This is a genomic window from Rhodococcus oxybenzonivorans (assembly GCF_003130705.1).
Classification (GTDB): Bacteria; Actinomycetota; Actinomycetes; order Mycobacteriales; family Mycobacteriaceae; genus Rhodococcus_F; species Rhodococcus_F oxybenzonivorans.
In genome coordinates this window covers 254,053-273,768 of record NZ_CP021356.1, presented here as the reverse complement: position 1 = coordinate 273,768, position 19,716 = coordinate 254,053, and the positions used below count along the sequence as shown (strand labels likewise).

Sequence of the window (19,716 nt, the reverse complement as noted above, 5' to 3'; positions counted from 1 at the left end):
GCCGACCGAGTGGCATTGGTCGGGCGGCACGCCAGCAGATTCCACGCGCATCAGATTCAATGAGTCGAAGTCGAACATTGCGACTCAGACAATCTGATGCACCGCAGGTCGCCGGCATCAGATTCATTGAGCCAGGACAAGCGGCAACGTCGAGCTGTTCGTTCAGAGGAGCTCTGTCGGCTGAACCCGTACCGGATGCGACGGTGGCGGGACGGCGTTGGGACGGGTTCGCGATCGGTGTGCGAGACCAGCGAGATCAGTGGCATCGCGCCGAGGACAGGTACGCAAGCGAGCCTCAAGGAACGATCAACACGCGTGAGATGGGTTGTTGCCTGAGCGGAAATATACCCCTACGCGGGGGCTTCGCTCCGATCCATGCTCTCTTCGTTGCGCTGATCGGAGCGTAACCCACGTGTCAAGGGGGTGGTGGGTGTAAATCGGGGTGTCCTGACTCAGTGAAGGTGGCGACGACTCAGTGAATCTGGCGAGTGTGGCGGTCTATCTGGCGGACGGCTCAGCGAACCTGGCGAATCCGAGGTGGTCACCCGCGATCGGGATGAATCGAGGCACCGAGTTCCATGCTCGCCAGACTCTTTGAGCCCGAAGTTGCCGCGGCGACTCAATAGACCTGGCGAACAGCAGGTGCAGCCTCTGTGATCTCGCCAGATCCACTGAGCCAGGACGGGGATTGCCGTACCGGCATGGCGGTGTCGCAAGGTCGGGTTGTCCTGTGACAGTTGATCTTCCTTTTTGCCAGTGAATCTTGCGTACCCGGCGTGTCTCGCCACTGAAGTTTGCTCGGTTCGAGATCGCCCCAGTCTGGGCGGCAGGCAGTTCGCAGGGGCCGATGCGAATCACCACAGCCTGCCGATGGTGCATGAGCAGACGGCAACACACGCCGGTTCAAGCAAGATTCACTGGCAACCAGCGCCCGGCGTCCATGCCACCATCCCCCGAAACGCTGACCGGCACACCCGAATCCCGCCAGTCAAAATTCCTCGGCCCAGGTCACAGCTCCACACCGAGGACAATCCGGTGTCACCGGACACGGGTCAATGGGATGAGGATGGGACGCCTCCCAGAGGACTCCAACATGAGGCGATGAGCGCTGTGGAGCCAGTACGGACCAGAAACTTGGCCAGCGCGTGTCACACAAGCTCCCCTACCGGGATCTTCCTCCGAGTAGGAGAGATCAATTAGCGGCGAGGTGGTGTGCTCGCTCGCGCAGGAGGGAGCAGCGTGAAAATGCGAACTGATCAGCGAACTGCGAACGCAAGGTGGCCGCGGCACGGATCGGCAGTTGGATACGCCGAGTCAGGAAGTACGAATCGGCGAGCGCAAGGCAATCGCAGTGCCGGCACGCTCGTGCTCTCCTCGCCGACTGGTGAAGGCGAGGCCTGGCGATGACAACCACACCTCCGCAGCAAAGTGGTGCGCGGTTCGCACGCTCTCCCCGAATCAGTTCCTTGCCGCCGCGGCCGCACACCTGGCTTCGCGACAGTTTCTGCTTGGGTACCACCGCGGTCGGTGCCAGCGCCGCCGCTCCGCTGTTCGGATACAGCGCCCTCGCGATGCCCGCCGCGGCGGGCTTGTCGATCGCTGCCGTCTACGCCGGAGTAGCCGGCAAACGTAAGCAGCTTCGCGATGTCGACATCGACGAGGTGATCGATAGGCTGTGCCCGATCGTGGGGCTGCCGGAGGCCACCCGGGCGGTGCTGTCGACGTCGAAATGGAGCCGTGGATGGCCGGGACTTCCGGGGAAACTCACCGTGCACTACGACTCGACACAGGCACTGAATGACGAGACGTGGCTCGCTGATATCTGCGGGGTCTTCGAAGATCAAGGGTGGGGTTTCTTCGAACTCGACAAGCACGACCCCGCCCGCCGGCGCCTGATCTTCACGCCCGCTGCCGAGCCGGAACGAGAAGTCTCCGACAGCGACCAGGTTGTGCGCGCGAAGCGGATCATCGCCCAACTGTTGGGCCCGACCGCGACCGTAACCGCGATCGACGTCGCCGCCGAAACCGGCGAAGTGACCTCAATGGAAGTACGTCACGAACTTGGTCCGAAACTGGAATCGGATGGCTACCGGACCCGCGTCGAACGAGGAATGAGCGCGACGTTGCCCGGTCGCTGGAGAGCACGGTGGAACCTCGAAACGGATTGGGTTCGATTCGAGCAACGCACAGCATTCCCGGACAGCGTCTGGTTGCCGGCACCGGACCTCGACCCCGGTGCCGATCTCCTGGCCAGTTACGACTCGGTGGAAATTCCCTACGGAATCGACGAAGACGGCAACGAGGTTGTGTGGCGGCCGGCGATCGACCCGAACCTGATGCTGATCGGCCCACCCGGAAGCGGTAAGACCGTGACCGCACACAATCTGTTGGTCAACTTCTCGCGACGTGGATGGCCGATCTGGGTCCTCGACGGCAAGTACGTCGAATTCCTGGGATTCCAGGACTGGCCCAACGTACAAGTCGTCGCTACAACCATCGAGCAGCAAGTGGCGTTGGTCCACCGCGCCCGCGATCTCATGGAGTTCCGATACCAGAAGATCGTTACCGGCGAGGCGACAGAAGCGGACTTCGAACCAGTACTCGTCTTTCTCGACGAATGGGCGGAGTTCCGCGGCAACGTCGAAGATTGGTACTCCAGGGCCAAACCGAAAGGCGGCGCCCGACAGCCACCGGTGCTCAGCATGCTCGCGTCGATGGCACGCAAGGCCCGAACCTCGCGAGTGCATCTAGTCTTCGGAACTCAGCGTCCCGACGCGCAGTACTTCCTCGGCGACATGCGTGACAACTTCGCCATGCGCATCTCCATGGGCCGGCTCTCACCACAAGGGGCGCTCATGATGTGGCAATCACCGACGATCGGTACCAGCGTGCCCCGCAAGTGCCGCGGCCGCGGCACCACCGTCACCGACAACTATCAGCCCATCGAGATCCAGTGCTACCGCGTACCCGACCCACGCAAGACGCACGCCGGCACCTTCGAGTCCGATCTGCTCGACACCCTCCGCCCCCCGATAACACGCCATCCACGATTGCTGATCGTCCCACCGGACGAACTTCCGGACATCGACGCCACCGACGACACGTCAGAACCGGCGCCCCTGACATACTTCGACTACATCGAAGCCGAATGGGTACTGGCCAGCGACCGACCCGACCTCGATCCGGTACTCAGAAGAGCGAAGATGACCCACGAAACCGATCGTCGTCTCGCGTCACCGACTGCGCTCCTCGGGCTACTCGGGGGCCGCGCCGAGCCCACCAACGAAGCGGCGGTAGAGCTCGACGACTACCGCACCCCGACGGCCGCCGGTGCCACCGATGCCGCCTCGTTCCTCGATCAGCTCTCTGCTCCACAACTCGGTGAATCCTCCGCTGCGCGAGGGGAGTCCTCACGCGCTCGACTAGCCCTGGTCAAAGAACCAGCAGCAGCAACCGAACCAGAGATACCGGCGGACGGCGGAGCCGAGGTCTTCGACATACCGGACGATTCACCCGACACCTACGAGGACCAGTACGGGCCGGTCCGCGATGTTCGCGCTGCCGATGTAGCACTCGGGGACCTGTTGCTGATGGAGGACATTGACGAGTGGGTCGTCGTAGACACCGATCCCGAACCGGACATCATCGAAGACTCATTGCTGTCACTGACCTGGCGCAGCGACACCGATGAGTTCGGCGATCTTGCCTTACCTGACAGTTCCTACGTATCGATTCGCAAACCCATCCAGGTGTCGGGCTGAAACTTGGCAGAGAACGCCTGTCTGAGCCAGTGCGAAGATCCCCCGCAGATCTCGTTCTGCTCGGACAGCTCATTGCGAGTAGCTCAATACTCTGTGCCGGGACCGCTCACTCGAAGACACTGGACATACACGCCAGCAGAGTGACAGAACGGGGATCGGTGGAACCGATGGATTCAGCGACTGTTGCAGCGTATGCCGCAATTCTGGCAGCCGTCTTGTCTGCATGGACGGCGCACAGCGTCAACAAACGCAAGGAGAGCGCCGACGCAAAGCAGTTCCTGCGCGAAAGTCGACAGGAGGCATATGCAAACGGTCTTCACGTACTGAATGACGTTGTACAAGCACTTCTTCGACTCAAAACGGCGTTGTTGAAGCCTCAGCCGGATCGCGAGGACGTCCACTCAAGGATCTCAGACATCGACGTGAAGGTGGGATTTGCCGGTCAGGCGATGACGTTGATCTACCTGGTCGGAAGTCCGGAAATGCTCCCGATTCTCGATGACCCAATCAACAAGTTCAATGAGTTCAAGAACGACCACCTGGACCCGTTCCAGCATAGGCACTTCCCACCGACTGGACCCGGTGAGAGTGAATATCCAGGAACTGGCGTGTGCGAGGCAATGGTGCGAGATAGCCCCACATTGGTGGCAGAGCTCGGCGGGCTTATCCCCACCCTGGAGACCTTCCTCCGCGACTTTCAACAACAGGGACGACGAGATCTCGACCCCGACCAACACCCCCGCAGGATCCGGCGACTGTGGGGCGCATCCCGGAGTCGGTTAGTGCGCCTGTGGGGCAGAATCGTGAGTCGAAATCCCATTCGGGAGGGGCCCTAAATCGCGGTCACTGGCAGACGCGTACGAGGCACGACGACTTTTGCTGGGCTGGATGCACCCAGGCCCAGCAAAAGACGCCGTTCGCCACTGCAGTCGAAGTTGATTCCTGCGTATCGGGCGGCGGAACCGAGGCGGCACGATCGAGCTTGAGGGGAACGAACGCTAAACGGTCGGCGGTCGTCGTACCCATTAGGCTGTGATCGCTCTGTCGTAGGAAGCCACCGCACGGCGCACTTCACTGGAGATATTGTCACGGAGGACTTCGGCAAGCTTGTCCGCATTATCCGACCTTGCAAGTCTTTTGAGGTCGACAGCGACCAGGCGCGCCACCAGAGTTCCTTCACTCGACAGTAGACGCATCAGGAGAGGCAAGAAGCGGTCGTCTGTATCGGCCTGAGACGCGGCGACGGCGACCTGATTGGCGATCGCAGCCCGCACCCACGGATCACTGTCTCTGGACATCGCCCAGAGCGTGTCGCACCCTTGGCTGACCCCTCGGGCAGCGATAAGGCGTACGGCGGCTTGACGTTGTTCGCTAGTGTCCGCGGTCATCAGATCCCAAAGCTCTTGATCAGAAATTGCACTGGGTCGGATCGCCACCAGGGCGGCCGCAGCTTCGCCGCGGACATCCTCGATGCCGAAGAAGTACTGGTTGCGAACACCGTTCAGCATCAGCAGTCGAAGCGGCTCGATGAGTGTATCTGCAATTTCGGGGGGAAGGCGTCTACTGACTTGGCGCAGCTTTTTCAGAGGATTTCGGAGGTGGTCAGCGAATGGGCAATCGAGCGAGAGGAGCCGGACGATAGGCGCCCAACAAGCGGCCGACGGGTGCCACGCATTGATCATGACCAGTGTCCCTGCGACGTAACCTTCGTGGTCGGTGCTCGTCGCGAAGAAGTCTTCATGCCCAGGGCTCTCAAGGCCTTGGAGTTCCTCGATCTGCTGATCGAGTTGAGCAGAAAGGTTTTCCAGCAGCTTTTGTACGGTGGTCTGGTCCAGATCACGGATGTCGCCAAAGGCGCGTAGCGCTCCCAAGTCTCCTTCTCGGATACGAGCTTCTAGCGCTTCGCGGTTTTGCTGGTCCCTATCTGCGAGGACCCTATCGAATACATTTCGAAGGTCCGGGGCGTCTCGAGAATCAGGGACATCTGGATTTTCCGGGGCGTCTGGATGTTCCGCTGAGTCGACGTCCACTGAACTGCGGCGTTCGAATATTGCGCGTCTGTCGTCGTCGGTCCATGCATCGTCCGGGATTTGTGCCACCACATTTGCCCAGTCGTGTGCTGTGCTCTTGTTGGTTTGTGGTGGGAGAGCCAGAACGGTGTCAATTAGCTCTCGCCGCACGGTGGGCGAGACCACCTGCACGAGGACCCTAAGCGTCTCCAGCAACATGTTTGTCGCGTAGAAGTTGGGCTTGAACCGCATCTTGAATTTAGCTACGTCGGCCAGCGTCGACAGGATCCACCGGGCGTGGACATCGGCTGTTTCGGTTTCGAGGACGTCAGCGGCGTCGGCAATCAACTGGAGATCGGCACGGATCGACGTTGTCGAGGCGGCTTCGAGATTGACGAGGGATGCGGCCGCCCGGACGGCAGCGGCAGGTCCAGATTGCAGCAACCGATGGCAGGCCTTCTTCAGGGTCTTGCTATCGCCGACACGGCGCAAAAGGGTCAGGGCACCGATGATGTCGTCCTGATCCCCCGCGGTGAAAGTAAGGATATGTTGTGCGCGGAGACCCGACGTATGTCGCCACGAAGAATGATCAGCTGCCGTGCTGGCGAGCAAGGACGCAGTCCGCAGCTTCAGCCAGGTGTCATCACCGGCATCGCCAGTCGGAGTTGACCCCTGCGCCCATGCATTGAAGTGATCGTCGAAGTGGTTTTGAAGGCCCCATGCAACTTCTTGACCTCGCCACCATGCTGCGAGCGTGTCTCGGCCTGTGATCACTTGAGACAGATCGCTACTCCATTTGCCTGCGGTGAAGATGATGTCGGCTCCAGAGCCGGCAATTGCCATGGCGGTGGGATCCTGGGGAGCGATCGTCCGCAGACGCTGGACTTCGAAGGCGAGTCGCCGAGCCTCCTCCAACTCGCCGAGTTCGACGAGGCACCGCGATTTGTGCAGAAGCAGCCAGTCGTGATCGATGGGATCGCACTTATCCTCGGTGAGCACACGATCCACAAGCGCCAGTCCGGCTAATGGATCCTGACTCTCGACTCGCATCGCGCATGCGAAGACGGCGGCGGCGGCGCTCTCATGAGGCTTGCTCGCCGTTTCGATCAGCGCTTCGAGCGCTTCACGCCCCTTCTCCTCGATGAGTACATCGTGTAGAGCTGCGTAGAACTGCCATCGCCAGGCCTTCGAAGTGCGGCACTCCGCGAGATCCGGTACGGCACCCTTCTTCTTATGGAGTGGTGTCGGGTCGAGCTCGTGCAATCTCATCTTCACCAGTAGTGCGATGGCCTGGTCTGGACGTAATTCGTCTACTGGTCGATTGGGATGTGGAGCGATCAACCGAGGCGTCAGCAGGGCGTAGCGGAGCTGGTCGGGCGAGAGAATTGACCCGCCTTCGTCCCATGCGCTGCCCTCCCATCGGGGGCCGACACGGCCGACGGTAGCTACCTTGAAAAGTTCGTCGGCATGTTCCGCATCGACGACAGAAGCCTTGGGAACAAGAATCTTCGCACCTTTCCCCGTCGATTTAATCCTTTCGGCCGTTACGTGAACCCAGTACGACTTCTTTTCTGATGCATCGTGTAGTACCACGATGTGAGGCACGGTGTGGTCCCGCCAGTATTTGAGATACTCGCCGTTCGGATCTCGGAACCACCAACCGACTACGTCCCCAGCGTCATCGCTCTCTGGCGTATCGAAGAAGGATGGGCCCGACTTGACCTGAGCACCGACAATTGCGCCGAGATCGAACCGGCGCGCATCGCGCGCTTGAAGCAACAGATCAGTGCCGACCTCACCAGCTGGGTTGGGCGCCACGTGCCACTGCAGCTGCTGGAACTCAAGCGTTACTGCGGTTTCGCCGATATTTCCGGTTTGTTCGGTCTCGCTTCCACGCCGGCCCATGCTCCGCCTTACTGCTGGTCGTTCAGGTCACGCCCCGTGCAGGTACGGATGCAAGCGCACGTTGGCTGATTCACATTAGCGGGTGAGTTGCCATCACCTGGTCGGATGCCCTTCCGTTTTTCGTTTGTCGAGTGTCCGGCCGGGCTTCGTGACTCCGAACCGGATAGCTCCTTCATTGCGCTTTGTGTGGGACTGCCACGGCTTGCCCTTCCGGGGGACTGGTGCCTTCTTCGGTGCCCGGACGGCTCCGCGGGATGGGACCTGGTCGAGGTCGGCGGACATGCGGGCGCCGACGGCTTCACTGTCAACGCCGGCGGCAGTCATGTCTTGGGCGAAGGCGGCGCGGTGCTCGGCCGAGTCGTCCGGCCGCGCCGCGGTATCGCGCAGTTCGGTGTTCTTCTGTTCGTTCGGGGCTGTGTGGGTGGCCTGCTGCCACTACTGACGTCGCATCTCCCTTGCAAGCGTCGAGGCTGCCACGCCTTGGGCGGCGGAATGCAGTGCCGCTGGGCATGGACCGGATATGTGCATCTATGCCGCGTGGCCAGGCTGCGCAGGCGTTCGTCTGACCCCGGCTCCGAGTCTTCGCAATCTGAGTGGCAGGGGACTCAAAGGCTCTGGAGCCTTACGAAAAAGATGCGGACGTCTGTCACACAAGCCTCTTCGAACGGATCTTCCTCCAGATAGAGCCCACTTCAGGAGGAGATCCCATGCACCCCAGTCAACCTCAGCGGCCCATCCAACCCGCGCAGAATGCAGCAGGCCTGTCCGACGAGGACCAACTGTCTCTGTTGATGGCGGCCCCATTGATTCTGGGCCTCCTTGTCGCGGCACTTCCAGTGATGTCGACCAAGGCAGCTGCGTGGCTGCTCGCTCACGATCTCATCGTTGGGGCTTCGGCATCACCGTTGGTGACTATCCCTGGCACGGAAGGTGCCGGCCTCGATCTTCGGCGGCTGATCATCGTCGTGGCAGTTCTCGCGCTCGCTGCGACTCTGGCTCTCAGCGGAGTGTGGCGCTCCATCGATCGTCGCCGCCAGCAGCGGTTGCGCCGCGGGGACAGTGTGTGAGCGCGGCGGTGATTGTTGCCGAGCTAGCGAGTAGGAAGCGGTCGATTTCGTGCGCGGATGAATGCGTCACGGATTGTGCGTTCTTCCAGGTGCAGAGCCTCAGCGAGTGCTGTGGCGTGTCGATCGGACAGGCTTCCTTCGCCCCGTTCGATTCGGCCGATGGTGGTGGTGCTGAGTCCGGTTCGGTTTGCGACGTGTTTCTGCGTCAATCCCGCGAGATTCCGCAGGTCGGCGATGGTCCGACTGTCCTCCGGGACGACGACGAGACGGTCGAGGGGTATTCCCAGCTTCTCGGCGGCCCGGGCGAGATGGTCGGGCTGAGGGTGCGTTCGCGAGGTTTCCCAGTTGTGGATGGTGGTCGGGTCGACACCTATTGCGCGGGACAGGTCGCCGCGCGTGATTCCGGCAGTAGTGCGCGCGTCTTCGAGGGCCTGGGGCTTGAAGCCGTTCAGGGGCGCTCTCACTGCGATTTTCCGTTCATCGCTGGACATCCTATTGAAGATGTAGATACCATCGTTGCATACCGGGTTTAAATTCCAGTGATGAATGCGAAGCGGTGCAGCGCTGACGATCACTTGCTGAACTCGAACCCGGTGCGCTCGAGTACGAACAGTTCCCACGTACATGCGGCCTGACCAGCCGCTAAACGGAAAAGAGCATCCGATGACGACTACCGTTTCAGCTGCCCCACCCTTGTGTCAGACTTCTGCGCATCGACGCGGCGCACGCTCGTCCGTATGCGCCGCTCAGCTAGCTAGACTGAATGCAGCCGGATTCCCCGCCCGGTCTGCTTTGCCCAGTCGCGACGACGGGTGGTTCCAGACATCGCGACAGTCGGGTTTAGGGGGACGTGACGGGCAGGCTTGGACACCTGCCCGTCACGTCGATACATCTGTCGATACGGTTGATGTGCGCTACCACATCAACGCCCTGATGTGCGCCGGGATGACGACCGCTCTGATCGCTGACCTGGCCTCTGTGCCGGTCGCGACAATCCGGTCGCTGAGGAGCACTTCGACGCGCACGACCACCTCCGCCATCGCGGACGCGATCCTCTCGATCACTTTTCACCCGAGCCGTGGGCGTGATCTGACCCCAGCAGTGGGGGCTCGCCGCCGACTGCGTGCACTCAACGCCATGGGCTACGGCGATCCGAGCCTCGCTCACCGGTTGAACGTCGAGGTCGACGTTGTCACCTCGATGCCGGAAAAAGGTCTCATCCCGAGCGAGCTGTGGGAAGCGGTCGACGAGATCTACGACGAGCTTTCCATGCGTCCCGGACCCGACGCCGACCTCCGTGAGCAAGCACGCGCAGAAGGACTGGTGCCGCCTCTCGGATGGGACGACGACGAGATCGACAATCCTAAGGCGCGTAGTCACGAGCGCGAGCGGGCCACGGGAACGGTTGCGGCCGACGAGGTCGTCATCGTTCGTCGCCTGAGCGGCGAACAAGTCCCCATGCGCAACTGCGAACGACGAGAAATCATTCGGATGGCCTACGAGCAGCGCTGGTCACCGAGCCTCCTCGCGGACAAGCTCGCCATCAAGTACGACTCGGCCGTGACGGAGCTGAGCCGGTACCGCCGAGCTCTCGTCCAGACGGACGTCGCCGGTTCCGATTCCACGGCGGAGACGTCGACCCCGACCGACGCGCCTACGGGGGAGCGTGGAAAGGGCGAGACTGCCGCAGTCGCTGCCGCGGCCGATCTGACAGACGCACCCGATTCTGACTCTCCGCGAGAAGCAGCAGCTACGTCGGATGCCGCCGAGTCACAGTCGCCCGTCGGCTCCAGGGTGAACGCGCCGGCGCGGGCTTCCGCCAACCGAGTGAGTGCGATCAGGCGCCGCTGGACCGGCGCCTTCACGGCAAGCGCACAGTTCCACGATGCAACGATCGACTGTGCTCGTTCAGCGCCGGAAGGTGGGGTGCCAGGGAGCTGGCCGATCGCCCGGCGCTCGAAGCTATGGCGGCCGGCCTGCCGGTCGGGTTCAACGAGAGCCGTAGGTGCCGAGCAGAATTGGCCTGACTCAGATGAGCGATGGCGGCTGTCGTCGGGGTTGCCCCTCTTCGCGTCAACGATGGCATCGCCTCGCCGAACAGGCATCGGCACCCCGACCCGGTCGACCAGGCAGGCCTTGTTCCAGTTCGCTGATACCTGTTGACGCCGGCGACCGTGTGAGGCATTGCTGTGCACCCCAGAGATCACGACCCTTTTGAAGGAGACCAGACCCGATGGCCTCATAGAAATCCCCGAGGACTTCCACACGGCGTTCATTGCGGCCGCCCACGACGCGAACGATCACAACGACCTTGACCTCGCCGTTGACGAGGACCGCACATACATCGCCCTCAGCAACCTCTGCCCCGGATTCGTCCCGGCTCTTCGGCTCATCACCCGCGGTGAGCATGAAGCCACGGTCGAAATCTGGTCCATCGTGGACCACCAACGAGACGACGGCAGCTGGGAGCGCACCGAGGGGGTCGATGCCACCACTGCGGTCGACCTCGCCGATCCAACCGACGCTGCCAGGCGCGCCGTCGAGTGCTGGTTGACAACGCTCTGACCTCGGTCGGACTCGGTCGTGCACGCTCCGCAGTGCGGCGTTTGGCAATTACCACACCAGGTTCCAACCCTGCGCTTGATCCTCACGTCCCACTCACGGGACACGTTGAACTCGCGCTCGAAGACGCGCCCGAGTTCGCTCGCTGGTGCTGGTTCGCCGACGTGCTCGACTCAGACTGGGGCTTGACCGGCCGGCTCCCGGCCGCCGGCGACGATGTACTCCACGAACTCGAGCGCGTTGCCGGTATGTGCCGAACATCGGAAACGAAGGCGCTCAGCCCTGACGCGTGGCGCGCGGCGTACGAGGCCACGGAGAGATTGGCCCACAGCTCGGCTGTAACCAGTTCAGAGGCCGCCTATCTGGCACTTTCGGCGGCGAACGACATCGCACTCGAATGCATCGACGAAACGCACCCCGAGTTCACAGTCGCGATAGCGCTGGCATTCGAGTCCCTCGCCGCCTGTGCGGCGGACTCCGCGGTAGTGCGATGCTGGATCGCCCGCGCTCTGACCGAATGGACGAACCGAACGCACCCAGTCGCGGGCGGCCCTCGAACGGGAGAAGCCCCACCGATGACGGACACTCGGCAGACCGCGTCGATAGTCTCCGCAGGTTGTGGCGATGGACTTCTCTGCTACCGACTGTGGTACTTGGTGGCAGTGATGCTGCGTTCCGTAAGCCCAATAGCGATGTCCGCTCCATGTCGACCGAGCGAGTGAGGGGCATGCAGAAGTTCCTACTACGCAGCCTGCCCGGCGCTAGGAATCCAATGCGTCAGCTGCGTTCTTTCGCGGCGTGTGCATTGGCGATCACGTTGTCAGCCCAGGAGGTGAGCCCTGTCCTGAAGGGCGGGCGCAACTCAGGTGACTGCTGATGGATGACAGCTCGAACCCCCTTCTGGCCGTCGAATAGCGCGTCGAACTCCCTTACAATTGCGCACAAGTCGTCAATCTCGGGATAGAGGATTGCCAGCAGCTCTCGATTCGTCTTAGCCAGGCGCGGCACTGCCTCGCCGACCATTTCGTGAATGCTGGGGTCGCCAGGGAGACTCCTGAGTTCCTCCTTAAGGGGCGCGTTCAGGTGGTCCTTCATATCCAGCAACGCGGAGCGATCCATCTGCATGTCGACGAAGGCAATCTTTTCGCCCTTGTACAGCTGGGCTTCTCCCCTCATGGCGGCGGCCTCCATCGTGTAATGCACCATCGTATTGCGCAGCTTGTACAGGTACCGATAGCCGAAGCAGTCGTCGTAGATTTCGGCGAACGCAGCCTTCACTTTGCGGTGCTCCGGCGAATCCTTCCCGAACTTGCGCTTGACCTCGATGTAACTCTGGTCCTGGTGATGATGGATCGACGAGCAGACAGCCAGGATTGCCGTGCGAAGGCGAGTTCCCCATTCGACCATGCCATCAGGCTGCATCGGCGAGATCTCCCCGTCACGCATGGCGTCGGACGCCTTCTTGATTGTTTCGAAGAGATCGATCGAAGACTGCTTGACATAGGTGAACATGTTCGCGACCATGATGTCGAACATGACCTTGTAGGCGCCCGAGTAGCGTTCGTAATCTTCGGGAGCCAGGTCGCAGACCCGCTCCATAACGCCAGCCGTCTTTCCCGTCGGGTCCTTGCGAAACAGCAATGCACCGTAGCTGTCAGTGGCTGCGTTATCGACGTGAACGGCCTCTTTTGCCGTCATGGACACGAGGGTAGGTCTCGGGGCCGACAACCAACTGCCCTCGCGAGGGGAGTTGGTTGTCGGCCCGTCCGTCAGGACTTGTCATCAATGGCTTCCAGTTTTCGTTGAAGTTTCTTGGCTCGCCCGATTGCGTCTTCGACGTCGAGCTCTGGCCCCTTTGAGGGCCGTCCGTGGGCGATGCGATTTCGCAAACGTAGAAGTTCATTGAAATCGGCGGTGGATTGTTCGTCCAAGATTCTGTTTGATTCGGCAATATCCAGCAGTTCGCGTAAAGCAGAATTACCAGCTCGTGAATCACCGAGCTGATTTGCGATCACTCGCCTTAGTGTTGACTCCAGTAGCCCCCACTCGCGGAGGAAGAATGCCTCTAAATCTTGAGGCGTTGGGCTTCCTGTTTTCCCATGAGCTGGGATCCGTTCTTGGCGCCGCGAAGCTGAATAGATGGCGATACTCATCACTAGACCTACGAAGCTTGTGATGACAGAGGCAATCAAGATAACCGTTTGTATTGATTGCGCACCCGAGAATGTAGCTTCTGGCGAAAAAAATATTAGGACGGTGAGCAGCCCGAGAAGCCCGGTTGCGACGTACAGCACTGCTAGTTGGCGTAACCTCAACGTACGCTTACTGGCTCGTACAGCCTGGGGACGTTCCCTATCGTCGATAGCCTCCGTAAGATCAGAAACTCCAATTTCGCGAGCGTCTCGCCCGCCCTGAGACTGCGAAAGAGCCCGGTTCAAAACCTGGTCTTTCACGTCCGCGAGATACGCGTTTAGGGCATTTTTCGCCGCCGGGGTGAGATATTTTTCAGGATTATCCGACATCATTCGTTCCTCACCCAGACAATCGCGCCAACAAGGACTGTTATCATGACGCTGGCCACGAAGAGAGCGATTCCCCAGTTCTTATCCATATTGTTCGATGACCATCCTGTCAACGCCGCGGCCACAACGGTAATTAATTGCAGGGCTAGCGTTAATTTCGATCTTCGAGGTTTAGTTAGTTTCCGACGAAGCATTATGTTTGCGTCGTGGACGTGAGAAGCTGTCACCTCAGGTACGCCGCTCGCACTATTTCCTGCGGCCTCAAGGCGGTCCGCTTCATTCAACAGATCCGTCTTGAACTGGTCGACGCACTTATTTAGCATCTGCTGGGCCGGTTGGCCGAGATTGGACGCCATCACACCGTCCAGAGTGTGTAGGTCTCTATGGCTGTCACTGGGACAGCATGGCCGACGGCGATCGGTTGATCAACTCCCAGCGTGACGCACCGTTTTATCTCGCGGGTGCCCGGAAGGCGGATGAGATCGCCTCCAGAACGTCGAGCTCCCCAGCTTCCGCGACTGGTACTCGTCGTCGGGGTGATCTCTGCCCTGAAGCGTGTCAGCGTGGTGGTCACGCCCCTTCGGGGTACGGCAGGGGACGCACCATCTCGATGACCGAGCCGAGGATCTTGACGCTTGCCCCGTCGCGTCCTTCTTCTCCCAGACGGGGTGCGCAGCCGCTCGCTACGCGGGATGTTCTTTGTAACGCTGGTCGCAGACTGGCGACCGCGTTCCTCGAGGCTCGCCTGGACCGGGGATAGTCACCTCACCCTAGGATCGGCTACGTGCCGACAGTGACAACGCCCGACGCCGACATTTTTTACACCGACAGTGGGGGAGAGGGGCCCGTACTTCTACTCGGGCACGGGTTCTTCATGGACTCATCCATGTTCACGCCCCAGGTGCGCGATCTATCCCCGGACCTCCGGGTTGTGACCTGGGATGCGCGCCGCCACGGAAAGACCACCGATGCGGGTATGCCGTTCACATACTGGGACCTCGCACGCGACGCCCTCGCCGTCCTCGACGACCTCGGCGTCGAGAAGGCAATCATCGGGGGAATGTCCCAGGGCGGCTATACCGCGCTGCGCACAGCACTCCTCGCACCGGAGCGCACGACGGCTCTGATCTTGCTCGACACGGAAGCCTCAGCCTGTACACCCGAGCAGAAGTCCGGATACCGCGTCCTGTTCGATCAGTGGTGCAGCACAGAGCCACTCGAACCGCTCACCAGCGCACTTGCCCCCCAACTGATCGGTGGAGAACCTGCGGATTGGACGTCGTGGATCAGCAAATGGAACAGCAGCGATCGCATGGCTGTCCGGCCAGCCGCGGAGTGCCTTATCGAACGCGACGACGTCGTGGACCGACTCTCCGACATTGACGTTCCGGCGTTGATCATCCGTGGGGAAAATGACCTGTCAGCGCCCGCAGAGAAGGCGGACGAGCTCAAAGCAGGTCTTCCCGGTGCTGCGCCAGTTGTCACGATCCCGGTGGCCGGCCATGCCGCAAACTGGACACACCCCGAGCCGGTCAACGCGGCGATCACTGCGTTCGTCAAGGCGCTCGGCTAATTCAGGAGGCGGGGAGGCGCACTCCGAGGTACATCTGCAGCGGATACTTGCCCCGCATCTCCGCGTGGACCTGCACGTGCACGCTGTATTGCTCACCAGTCTCGGCGTCGCGGAGGTGCATGAACGGCTGGTGCCGGCCGAACCGGACTTCTTCGCGTGACCACAATTCGCGGAAGAGAGGGAACGCGCTCAACTCTTCGAGGGTTTCCACCGCCCAGTCGGGGTTGTAATAGCGACCCATCAACGCTCGGAACCAGCTGACGGTCAAGGCGGCTTCCGCCTCCCACTCCACCATGACCTTCATTGATGCCGGAGTCGAGAAGAACCAGCGCAACACGTTTCCCTCGTCGACCAGTCCAGGGAACGCCTTGTCGTACGCCGAGTTACAGTCGATGACATTCCAGCGTTCGTCGAGGTACGCCACCAGATGCGGGTTCAGCGCCGCGATGGCGGTCTTCATGTCCGGTGTAATCAGTGTCCGATAGTCGGCGATCGTCCAGGGTGTCGTGGTGTCCTCACGCTCAGTCTGTGTTCGCCGTGCCAGATTGAATAGGTGCCGACGTTCTGCATCATCGAGACAGAGTGCGTTGGCGGTGGCGTCGAGAACCTGCGGAGAAGGACTCGCGTCCTTAACGTTTCCTTCCAGCCGCGCGATGTAGCTGACACTCAAATAGTTCTCTTCGCCCAGTTGGGCCCGAGTCATACCATCCGGGTGCGTCGGCGTTGCCCGGGTGCGCCGAGCACGGATGAAATCACCGAGACTCGGCGGACTGATCGAGTCCATTGGTTGGCCTTTCCGATAGCGAATACAGCGGCACTACCCTACTCCCGGGGAATGTCAAGCCTTGTAGGTAACACTCTTGAGTGTTACCCCCCTGCTGGACAACGCAGTTCCCGACCTGATGGAATGTTTTCCCAGAAGGCTCACAGCTGCGTGGCAGGCAGACGAGTGCGGGTCGACAGTCGCGCCGAGGGGGAGGGCCCAGGCGGGTTGCGGAGGGGAAAGCGTTTATGCCACGTGCAGCACAATGGGGTTCGCATGTGCGATCGACGGGGACGGTGCTCGGCGTTCGGCTCCTCGTGCTCGACGTGGCACGGCACGGATCGCTAGTCGTGCTGAGGCGATGGTCGGCCCAAGCAGCGACTCCCGAAACGGGCCGCAGGAATGTTTACAAGGACCATTTCGAACCCGACTGTCCATACGGGGCAATAGAAGTAGTCGGTCAACGGCATGCCGCGCAGTTTGCCCAACGCCGGATGGTTGGAACCGTCGTTTCCGGCACCCGAGGTCGGGATATCGCTGGACGCACAGGTTTTCATGTACATATCGGCGAAAACGTAGCGGCGTGCACAACTGCCATGGCGAGCAACACGGTCGCCGCCCCACCGAAATCCGCCACGCAACGCAGCTGGTTCACGCGCCCACGGCGCCGTCACACGCACCGGACCAGTCGCACCGGATGGCGTCACCAGTCCGTCGGAGCTTTGCAGGTGACGTGGTCGCAGCGAACTTGTCCAGGTCGCTCTCTACTGTTCGCCGTACGAAAGTGTCCGACATGTCCACACGTCCACTGTGAAGGACCACCACATGGCATCCCTGCTGACCAAGAAAATCGACAAGCTCCGCTCGTCCGGGGATGACCTGCCCCCGGCGCACAACGGCGCAGATCAGGACGACCCACCCGATCTGAATACCCGCGCGCGCGTCCGTCGACGCCCCATCTACCTGGCGATCGGTGTAGCACTCGTCGTGGTGGCAGTGATCGGCATGCTCACCGCGGTCAACGCCATGCGCGCAACCACCGATGTGCTCGTCCTGACGAACGAGGTGCAGCAAGGCGAGACCATCGAGTCCAAGGACTTGGCCGCCAAATCGGTCAACGTCGATGCCGATCTCGGGGCGCTGCCCGCCAGCGAACGCGGCCGCGTCGTAGGAATGAGTGCCAGCACCCGGTTGCCGGCCGGCACCGTCCTGCTCCCGTCCGCGATCACCGATCAGGTTGTTCCCGGGGAAGGCCTCACGATGGTCGGCATCACGGTGAGCTACAGCCACCTCCCCTCCGAGCCGATCGTCCCCGGTGACATGGTCCGTGTCGTGGACACACCACGCGACCAGGACGACCCGCCCGTACAGGGCCCGATCAACACGAAGGCGCAGGTGTACTCGACCAAGGAGATCCCCGAAGCCGGCGAGACAACGCTCAACCTGCTCGTGCCCGAGGCAGAGGCCAACTGGGTCGCCGCCCGCGGCGCAACCAAGCGTGTCGCGATCGTCCTCGACAACCGAGTGCGGTGATCGGCGATGTTTCTCGCACTGACATCCGCCTCACGCTCACCCGGTGTGAGCACCACGGCGCTCGCCCTGGCCCTGAACTCACCGACCGACCGGACTCTGCTCGTAGAAGCGGATGCCATCGGGTCCTCGCCGGTCCTGGCCGGATACATGCTCGGAAACCACTATCACGATCGTTCCTTGATCAATCTCGTCGACGCGAATCGTCACGGGCGCCTCAAGGCTGCTCTGACCGAGCAACTCATCCAGATCCCGGAATCGTCGGTGTCATTGCTCCCGGGGCTGATCCACTCCGCCCAGGCAGATGCGATGCGGCCAGTGTGGGGACCGTTGGGTGTCCACCTGGCCGGATTGAGCGTCGACGACACCAACGTGATCGTCGACGCCGGCCGGATCGGGCAACGAGGCGCTCCGATCGAACTGATCGTCAACGCGACAACGATCGCAATCGTCACCCGCACTGAGCGAACGGCAATCGCAGCGTTACGCGCCTCGCAGAACGCCCTGCGACAGCAGCTCTCCGCGGTGCAATCACGGGCAAGTCTGGGGTTGATTCTGATCGGTGAGTCCCCCTACAACGCAGAGGAAGTCACGAAAGTCACCGGACTTGACGTGATCGCGGTCCTGCCCGACTCCGATGACGCCAAGGTCTTCTCGGACGGGTTGTCCATCAGCAAATGGCGGCGTCACCGTTCGATCTACCTGCACACCCTGCACCGCAGTACCTGGCCGAAGATCACCAAATTCGCGGTGAGCCATCAGGCGGACTGGAAGTCCGGTCCCGCGCTCAATGCTGCGCTGCCGACACTGACAGGAGAACGTCGTTAACGGTTCCTCGGCGTGAGCCGAGGATTTCAAGCTCAGACTGCACTGACAACCGACCCGAAGGAGGGCTGCAAATGTCTCACATCGTCAACGCGAGTGTGGCCCCGTTCTGCCACAGCCAAGATCGTCCTGGCGGCGTTCCTGTCCCTACTGTCGGTGTGACCACAGTGGTGGCACAGGAAGGTACGTTCGGCGAGACCCAGCCGGTGCGTGGCTCTTGCAAAGCAGCGGGAACACGTCATCGTCGTGTACGCGGACTGAATCAACACCACCTTCCGGCCAGCCCGCACACCACGGTCGATCAGTTCTCGTTTGGCGGCACCAATAGCAGCGTCGCCGGCTTTGCGTGCCATCGAGGAGCGGGCCAGGAACTTCGGTGTAAAGTCCTCGACTGCGATCAGCGCGTTGTTGTCGACGATGCGCTTGGCCCACACCCGGGAATCGTGTTGGTTTTGGCGGCACGCCTTCTTGTGAATTTTCGCCGCAGATATCTTGGCTTTACGGTATCCCTTCGACTGGGCTCCGCGTCGACCGCTGCGTCTCCGCGACATACGTCGTTGCGCTTTTCCCAATTCGGCGGCACACCGTCTCCGGTGTCCGAGGTGGGGGAAGTCGAATGCGGAGTCACTGGCCGTGGCTGTGGTGCTTACGCCCCAGTCGATTCCGACGCCGCCCTCAACTGCTGGTGCTGCGACCATGTCGCGTCGGACGACGAACGAGGCGTACCAATGTCCGACAGAGTCCCGGGTAATGCGAACGCTGGACGGTTCGGACGGCAAGTCTCGGGACCATACCACCGGGATGGTGACGCCTTTCGGCAGAACCAGCCGCCGGTTCTTGATCGTGAATCCGCGCAGTGTGTACTCCAGCGACGGCAAACTCTTTTTCCGAGACTTGAACGCGGGTCGGCCTCGACCTTTCACCTCAAACGACTGCGTGAGTGCCCGGGCGTAGGTGCGGAGCATCTGCTGCTGAGGAACCTGCGATCCGCCGCGCAGCCACGCGTTTCGACCCCGCACCTCAGTGAGGAGCTTTCCGAGCTTGCCGAACGTCGGCTTCTCGCCCGACTTCTGTTGGTGAACAGCTTCATTCCACAAGAAGCGGCATCGGTGCCACTCAGACATGAGTGCGCGTTCGGCATTGATTCCAGGCCGAAGCCGGTAGTTGTACCGCACCGTCTCTTTCACACCGAAAGCCTA

Annotated in this window: 15 protein-coding genes; 8 read left to right on the top strand and 7 right to left on the bottom strand. The window is 61.4% G+C overall.

Translation table 11 applies throughout. From position 1 onward, the window contains the following. The first annotated feature begins 1,403 nt into the window (after positions 1 to 1,403). Together CBI38_RS36930 and CBI38_RS36925 are read left to right on the top strand one after the other, a co-directional pair. A complete protein-coding gene (locus CBI38_RS36930; protein ID WP_109336332.1) occupies positions 1,404 to 3,761 on the top strand; it encodes an FtsK/SpoIIIE domain-containing protein in 2,358 nt (785 codons plus the stop codon). A gap of 167 nt (positions 3,762 to 3,928) precedes the next feature. Further along, entirely contained in the window at positions 3,929 to 4,597 is a 669-nt protein-coding gene (locus CBI38_RS36925; RefSeq protein WP_109336331.1) for a hypothetical protein, read from the top strand. A 189-nt stretch (positions 4,598 to 4,786) separates the two neighbouring features. Here CBI38_RS36925 and CBI38_RS36920 read toward each other — a convergent pair whose 3' ends face one another. Continuing rightward, entirely contained in the window at positions 4,787 to 7,675 is a 2,889-nt protein-coding gene (locus CBI38_RS36920; RefSeq protein WP_109336330.1) for a DUF4365 domain-containing protein, read from the bottom strand. A gap of 707 nt (positions 7,676 to 8,382) precedes the next feature. On the opposite strand from CBI38_RS36920, the gene CBI38_RS36910 reads away from it, so the two are divergent. Next, positions 8,383 to 8,742 carry a hypothetical protein gene (locus tag CBI38_RS36910; RefSeq protein WP_109336328.1) on the top strand — a complete coding sequence of 120 codons (360 nt, stop codon included), beginning with the start codon at positions 8,383 to 8,385 and terminating at the stop codon, positions 8,740 to 8,742. A gap of 23 nt (positions 8,743 to 8,765) precedes the next feature. Here the strand turns inward: CBI38_RS36910 and CBI38_RS36905 are convergent, their stop codons facing one another. Continuing rightward, the gene (locus CBI38_RS36905; RefSeq protein ID WP_230990461.1) at positions 8,766 to 9,206 is read right to left on the bottom strand and encodes a helix-turn-helix domain-containing protein; all 441 of its coding nucleotides are present in this window, start codon (positions 9,204 to 9,206) and stop codon (positions 8,766 to 8,768) included. Between the two features lie 481 nt (positions 9,207 to 9,687). Here CBI38_RS36905 and CBI38_RS36900 point away from each other — a divergent pair, with 481 nt between their 5' ends. Together CBI38_RS36900 and CBI38_RS36895 are read left to right on the top strand one after the other, a co-directional pair. Further along, positions 9,688 to 10,905 carry a hypothetical protein gene (locus CBI38_RS36900; RefSeq protein WP_230990460.1) on the top strand — a complete coding sequence of 406 codons (1,218 nt, stop codon included), beginning with the start codon at positions 9,688 to 9,690 and terminating at the stop codon, positions 10,903 to 10,905. A 51-nt stretch (positions 10,906 to 10,956) separates the two neighbouring features. Then, a complete protein-coding gene (locus CBI38_RS36895) occupies positions 10,957 to 11,307 on the top strand; it encodes a hypothetical protein (RefSeq protein WP_109336325.1) in 351 nt (116 codons plus the stop codon). 774 nt (positions 11,308 to 12,081) lie between these two features. Here CBI38_RS36895 and CBI38_RS36885 read toward each other — a convergent pair. The 3 genes from CBI38_RS36885 to CBI38_RS38270 form a co-directional block, all read right to left on the bottom strand. Then, positions 12,082 to 13,008 carry a hypothetical protein gene (locus tag CBI38_RS36885; RefSeq protein WP_109336324.1) on the bottom strand — a complete coding sequence of 309 codons (927 nt, stop codon included), beginning with the start codon at positions 13,006 to 13,008 and terminating at the stop codon, positions 12,082 to 12,084. Positions 13,009 to 13,073: 65 nt separating this feature from the next. Beyond that, positions 13,074 to 13,829, bottom strand: a complete 756-nt coding sequence (locus tag CBI38_RS38275) for a hypothetical protein (RefSeq protein WP_162603429.1) — start codon at positions 13,827 to 13,829, stop codon at positions 13,074 to 13,076. Beyond that, positions 13,826 to 14,182 (bottom strand): hypothetical protein, encoded by a 357-nt coding sequence (locus CBI38_RS38270; protein ID WP_162603428.1) that lies wholly within the window; start codon positions 14,180 to 14,182, stop codon positions 13,826 to 13,828. Before CBI38_RS38270 ends, CBI38_RS38275 begins: the two co-directional genes overlap by 4 nt. 428 nt (positions 14,183 to 14,610) lie before the next feature. Here CBI38_RS38270 and CBI38_RS36880 point away from each other — a divergent pair, with 428 nt between their 5' ends. Beyond that, a complete protein-coding gene (locus CBI38_RS36880; protein ID WP_064079862.1) occupies positions 14,611 to 15,399 on the top strand; it encodes an alpha/beta fold hydrolase in 789 nt (262 codons plus the stop codon). Position 15,400: 1 nt separating this feature from the next. Here the strand turns inward: CBI38_RS36880 and CBI38_RS36875 are convergent, their stop codons facing one another. Beyond that, positions 15,401 to 16,183, bottom strand: a complete 783-nt coding sequence (locus CBI38_RS36875) for a helix-turn-helix transcriptional regulator (protein ID WP_109336323.1) — start codon at positions 16,181 to 16,183, stop codon at positions 15,401 to 15,403. A gap of 804 nt (positions 16,184 to 16,987) precedes the next feature. Here CBI38_RS36875 and CBI38_RS36870 point away from each other — a divergent pair. After that, positions 16,988 to 17,695, top strand: a complete 708-nt coding sequence (locus CBI38_RS36870) for an SAF domain-containing protein (RefSeq protein ID WP_109336322.1) — start codon at positions 16,988 to 16,990, stop codon at positions 17,693 to 17,695. A gap of 6 nt (positions 17,696 to 17,701) precedes the next feature. Then, positions 17,702 to 18,520, top strand: a complete 819-nt coding sequence (locus tag CBI38_RS36865) for a hypothetical protein (RefSeq protein ID WP_109336321.1) — start codon at positions 17,702 to 17,704, stop codon at positions 18,518 to 18,520. Positions 18,521 to 18,552: 32 nt separating this feature from the next. Here the strand turns inward: CBI38_RS36865 and CBI38_RS36860 are convergent, their stop codons facing one another. Further along, a complete protein-coding gene (locus CBI38_RS36860; RefSeq protein ID WP_230990459.1) occupies positions 18,553 to 19,641 on the bottom strand; it encodes an RNA-guided endonuclease InsQ/TnpB family protein in 1,089 nt (362 codons plus the stop codon). Positions 19,642 to 19,716: the final 75 nt, after the last annotated feature.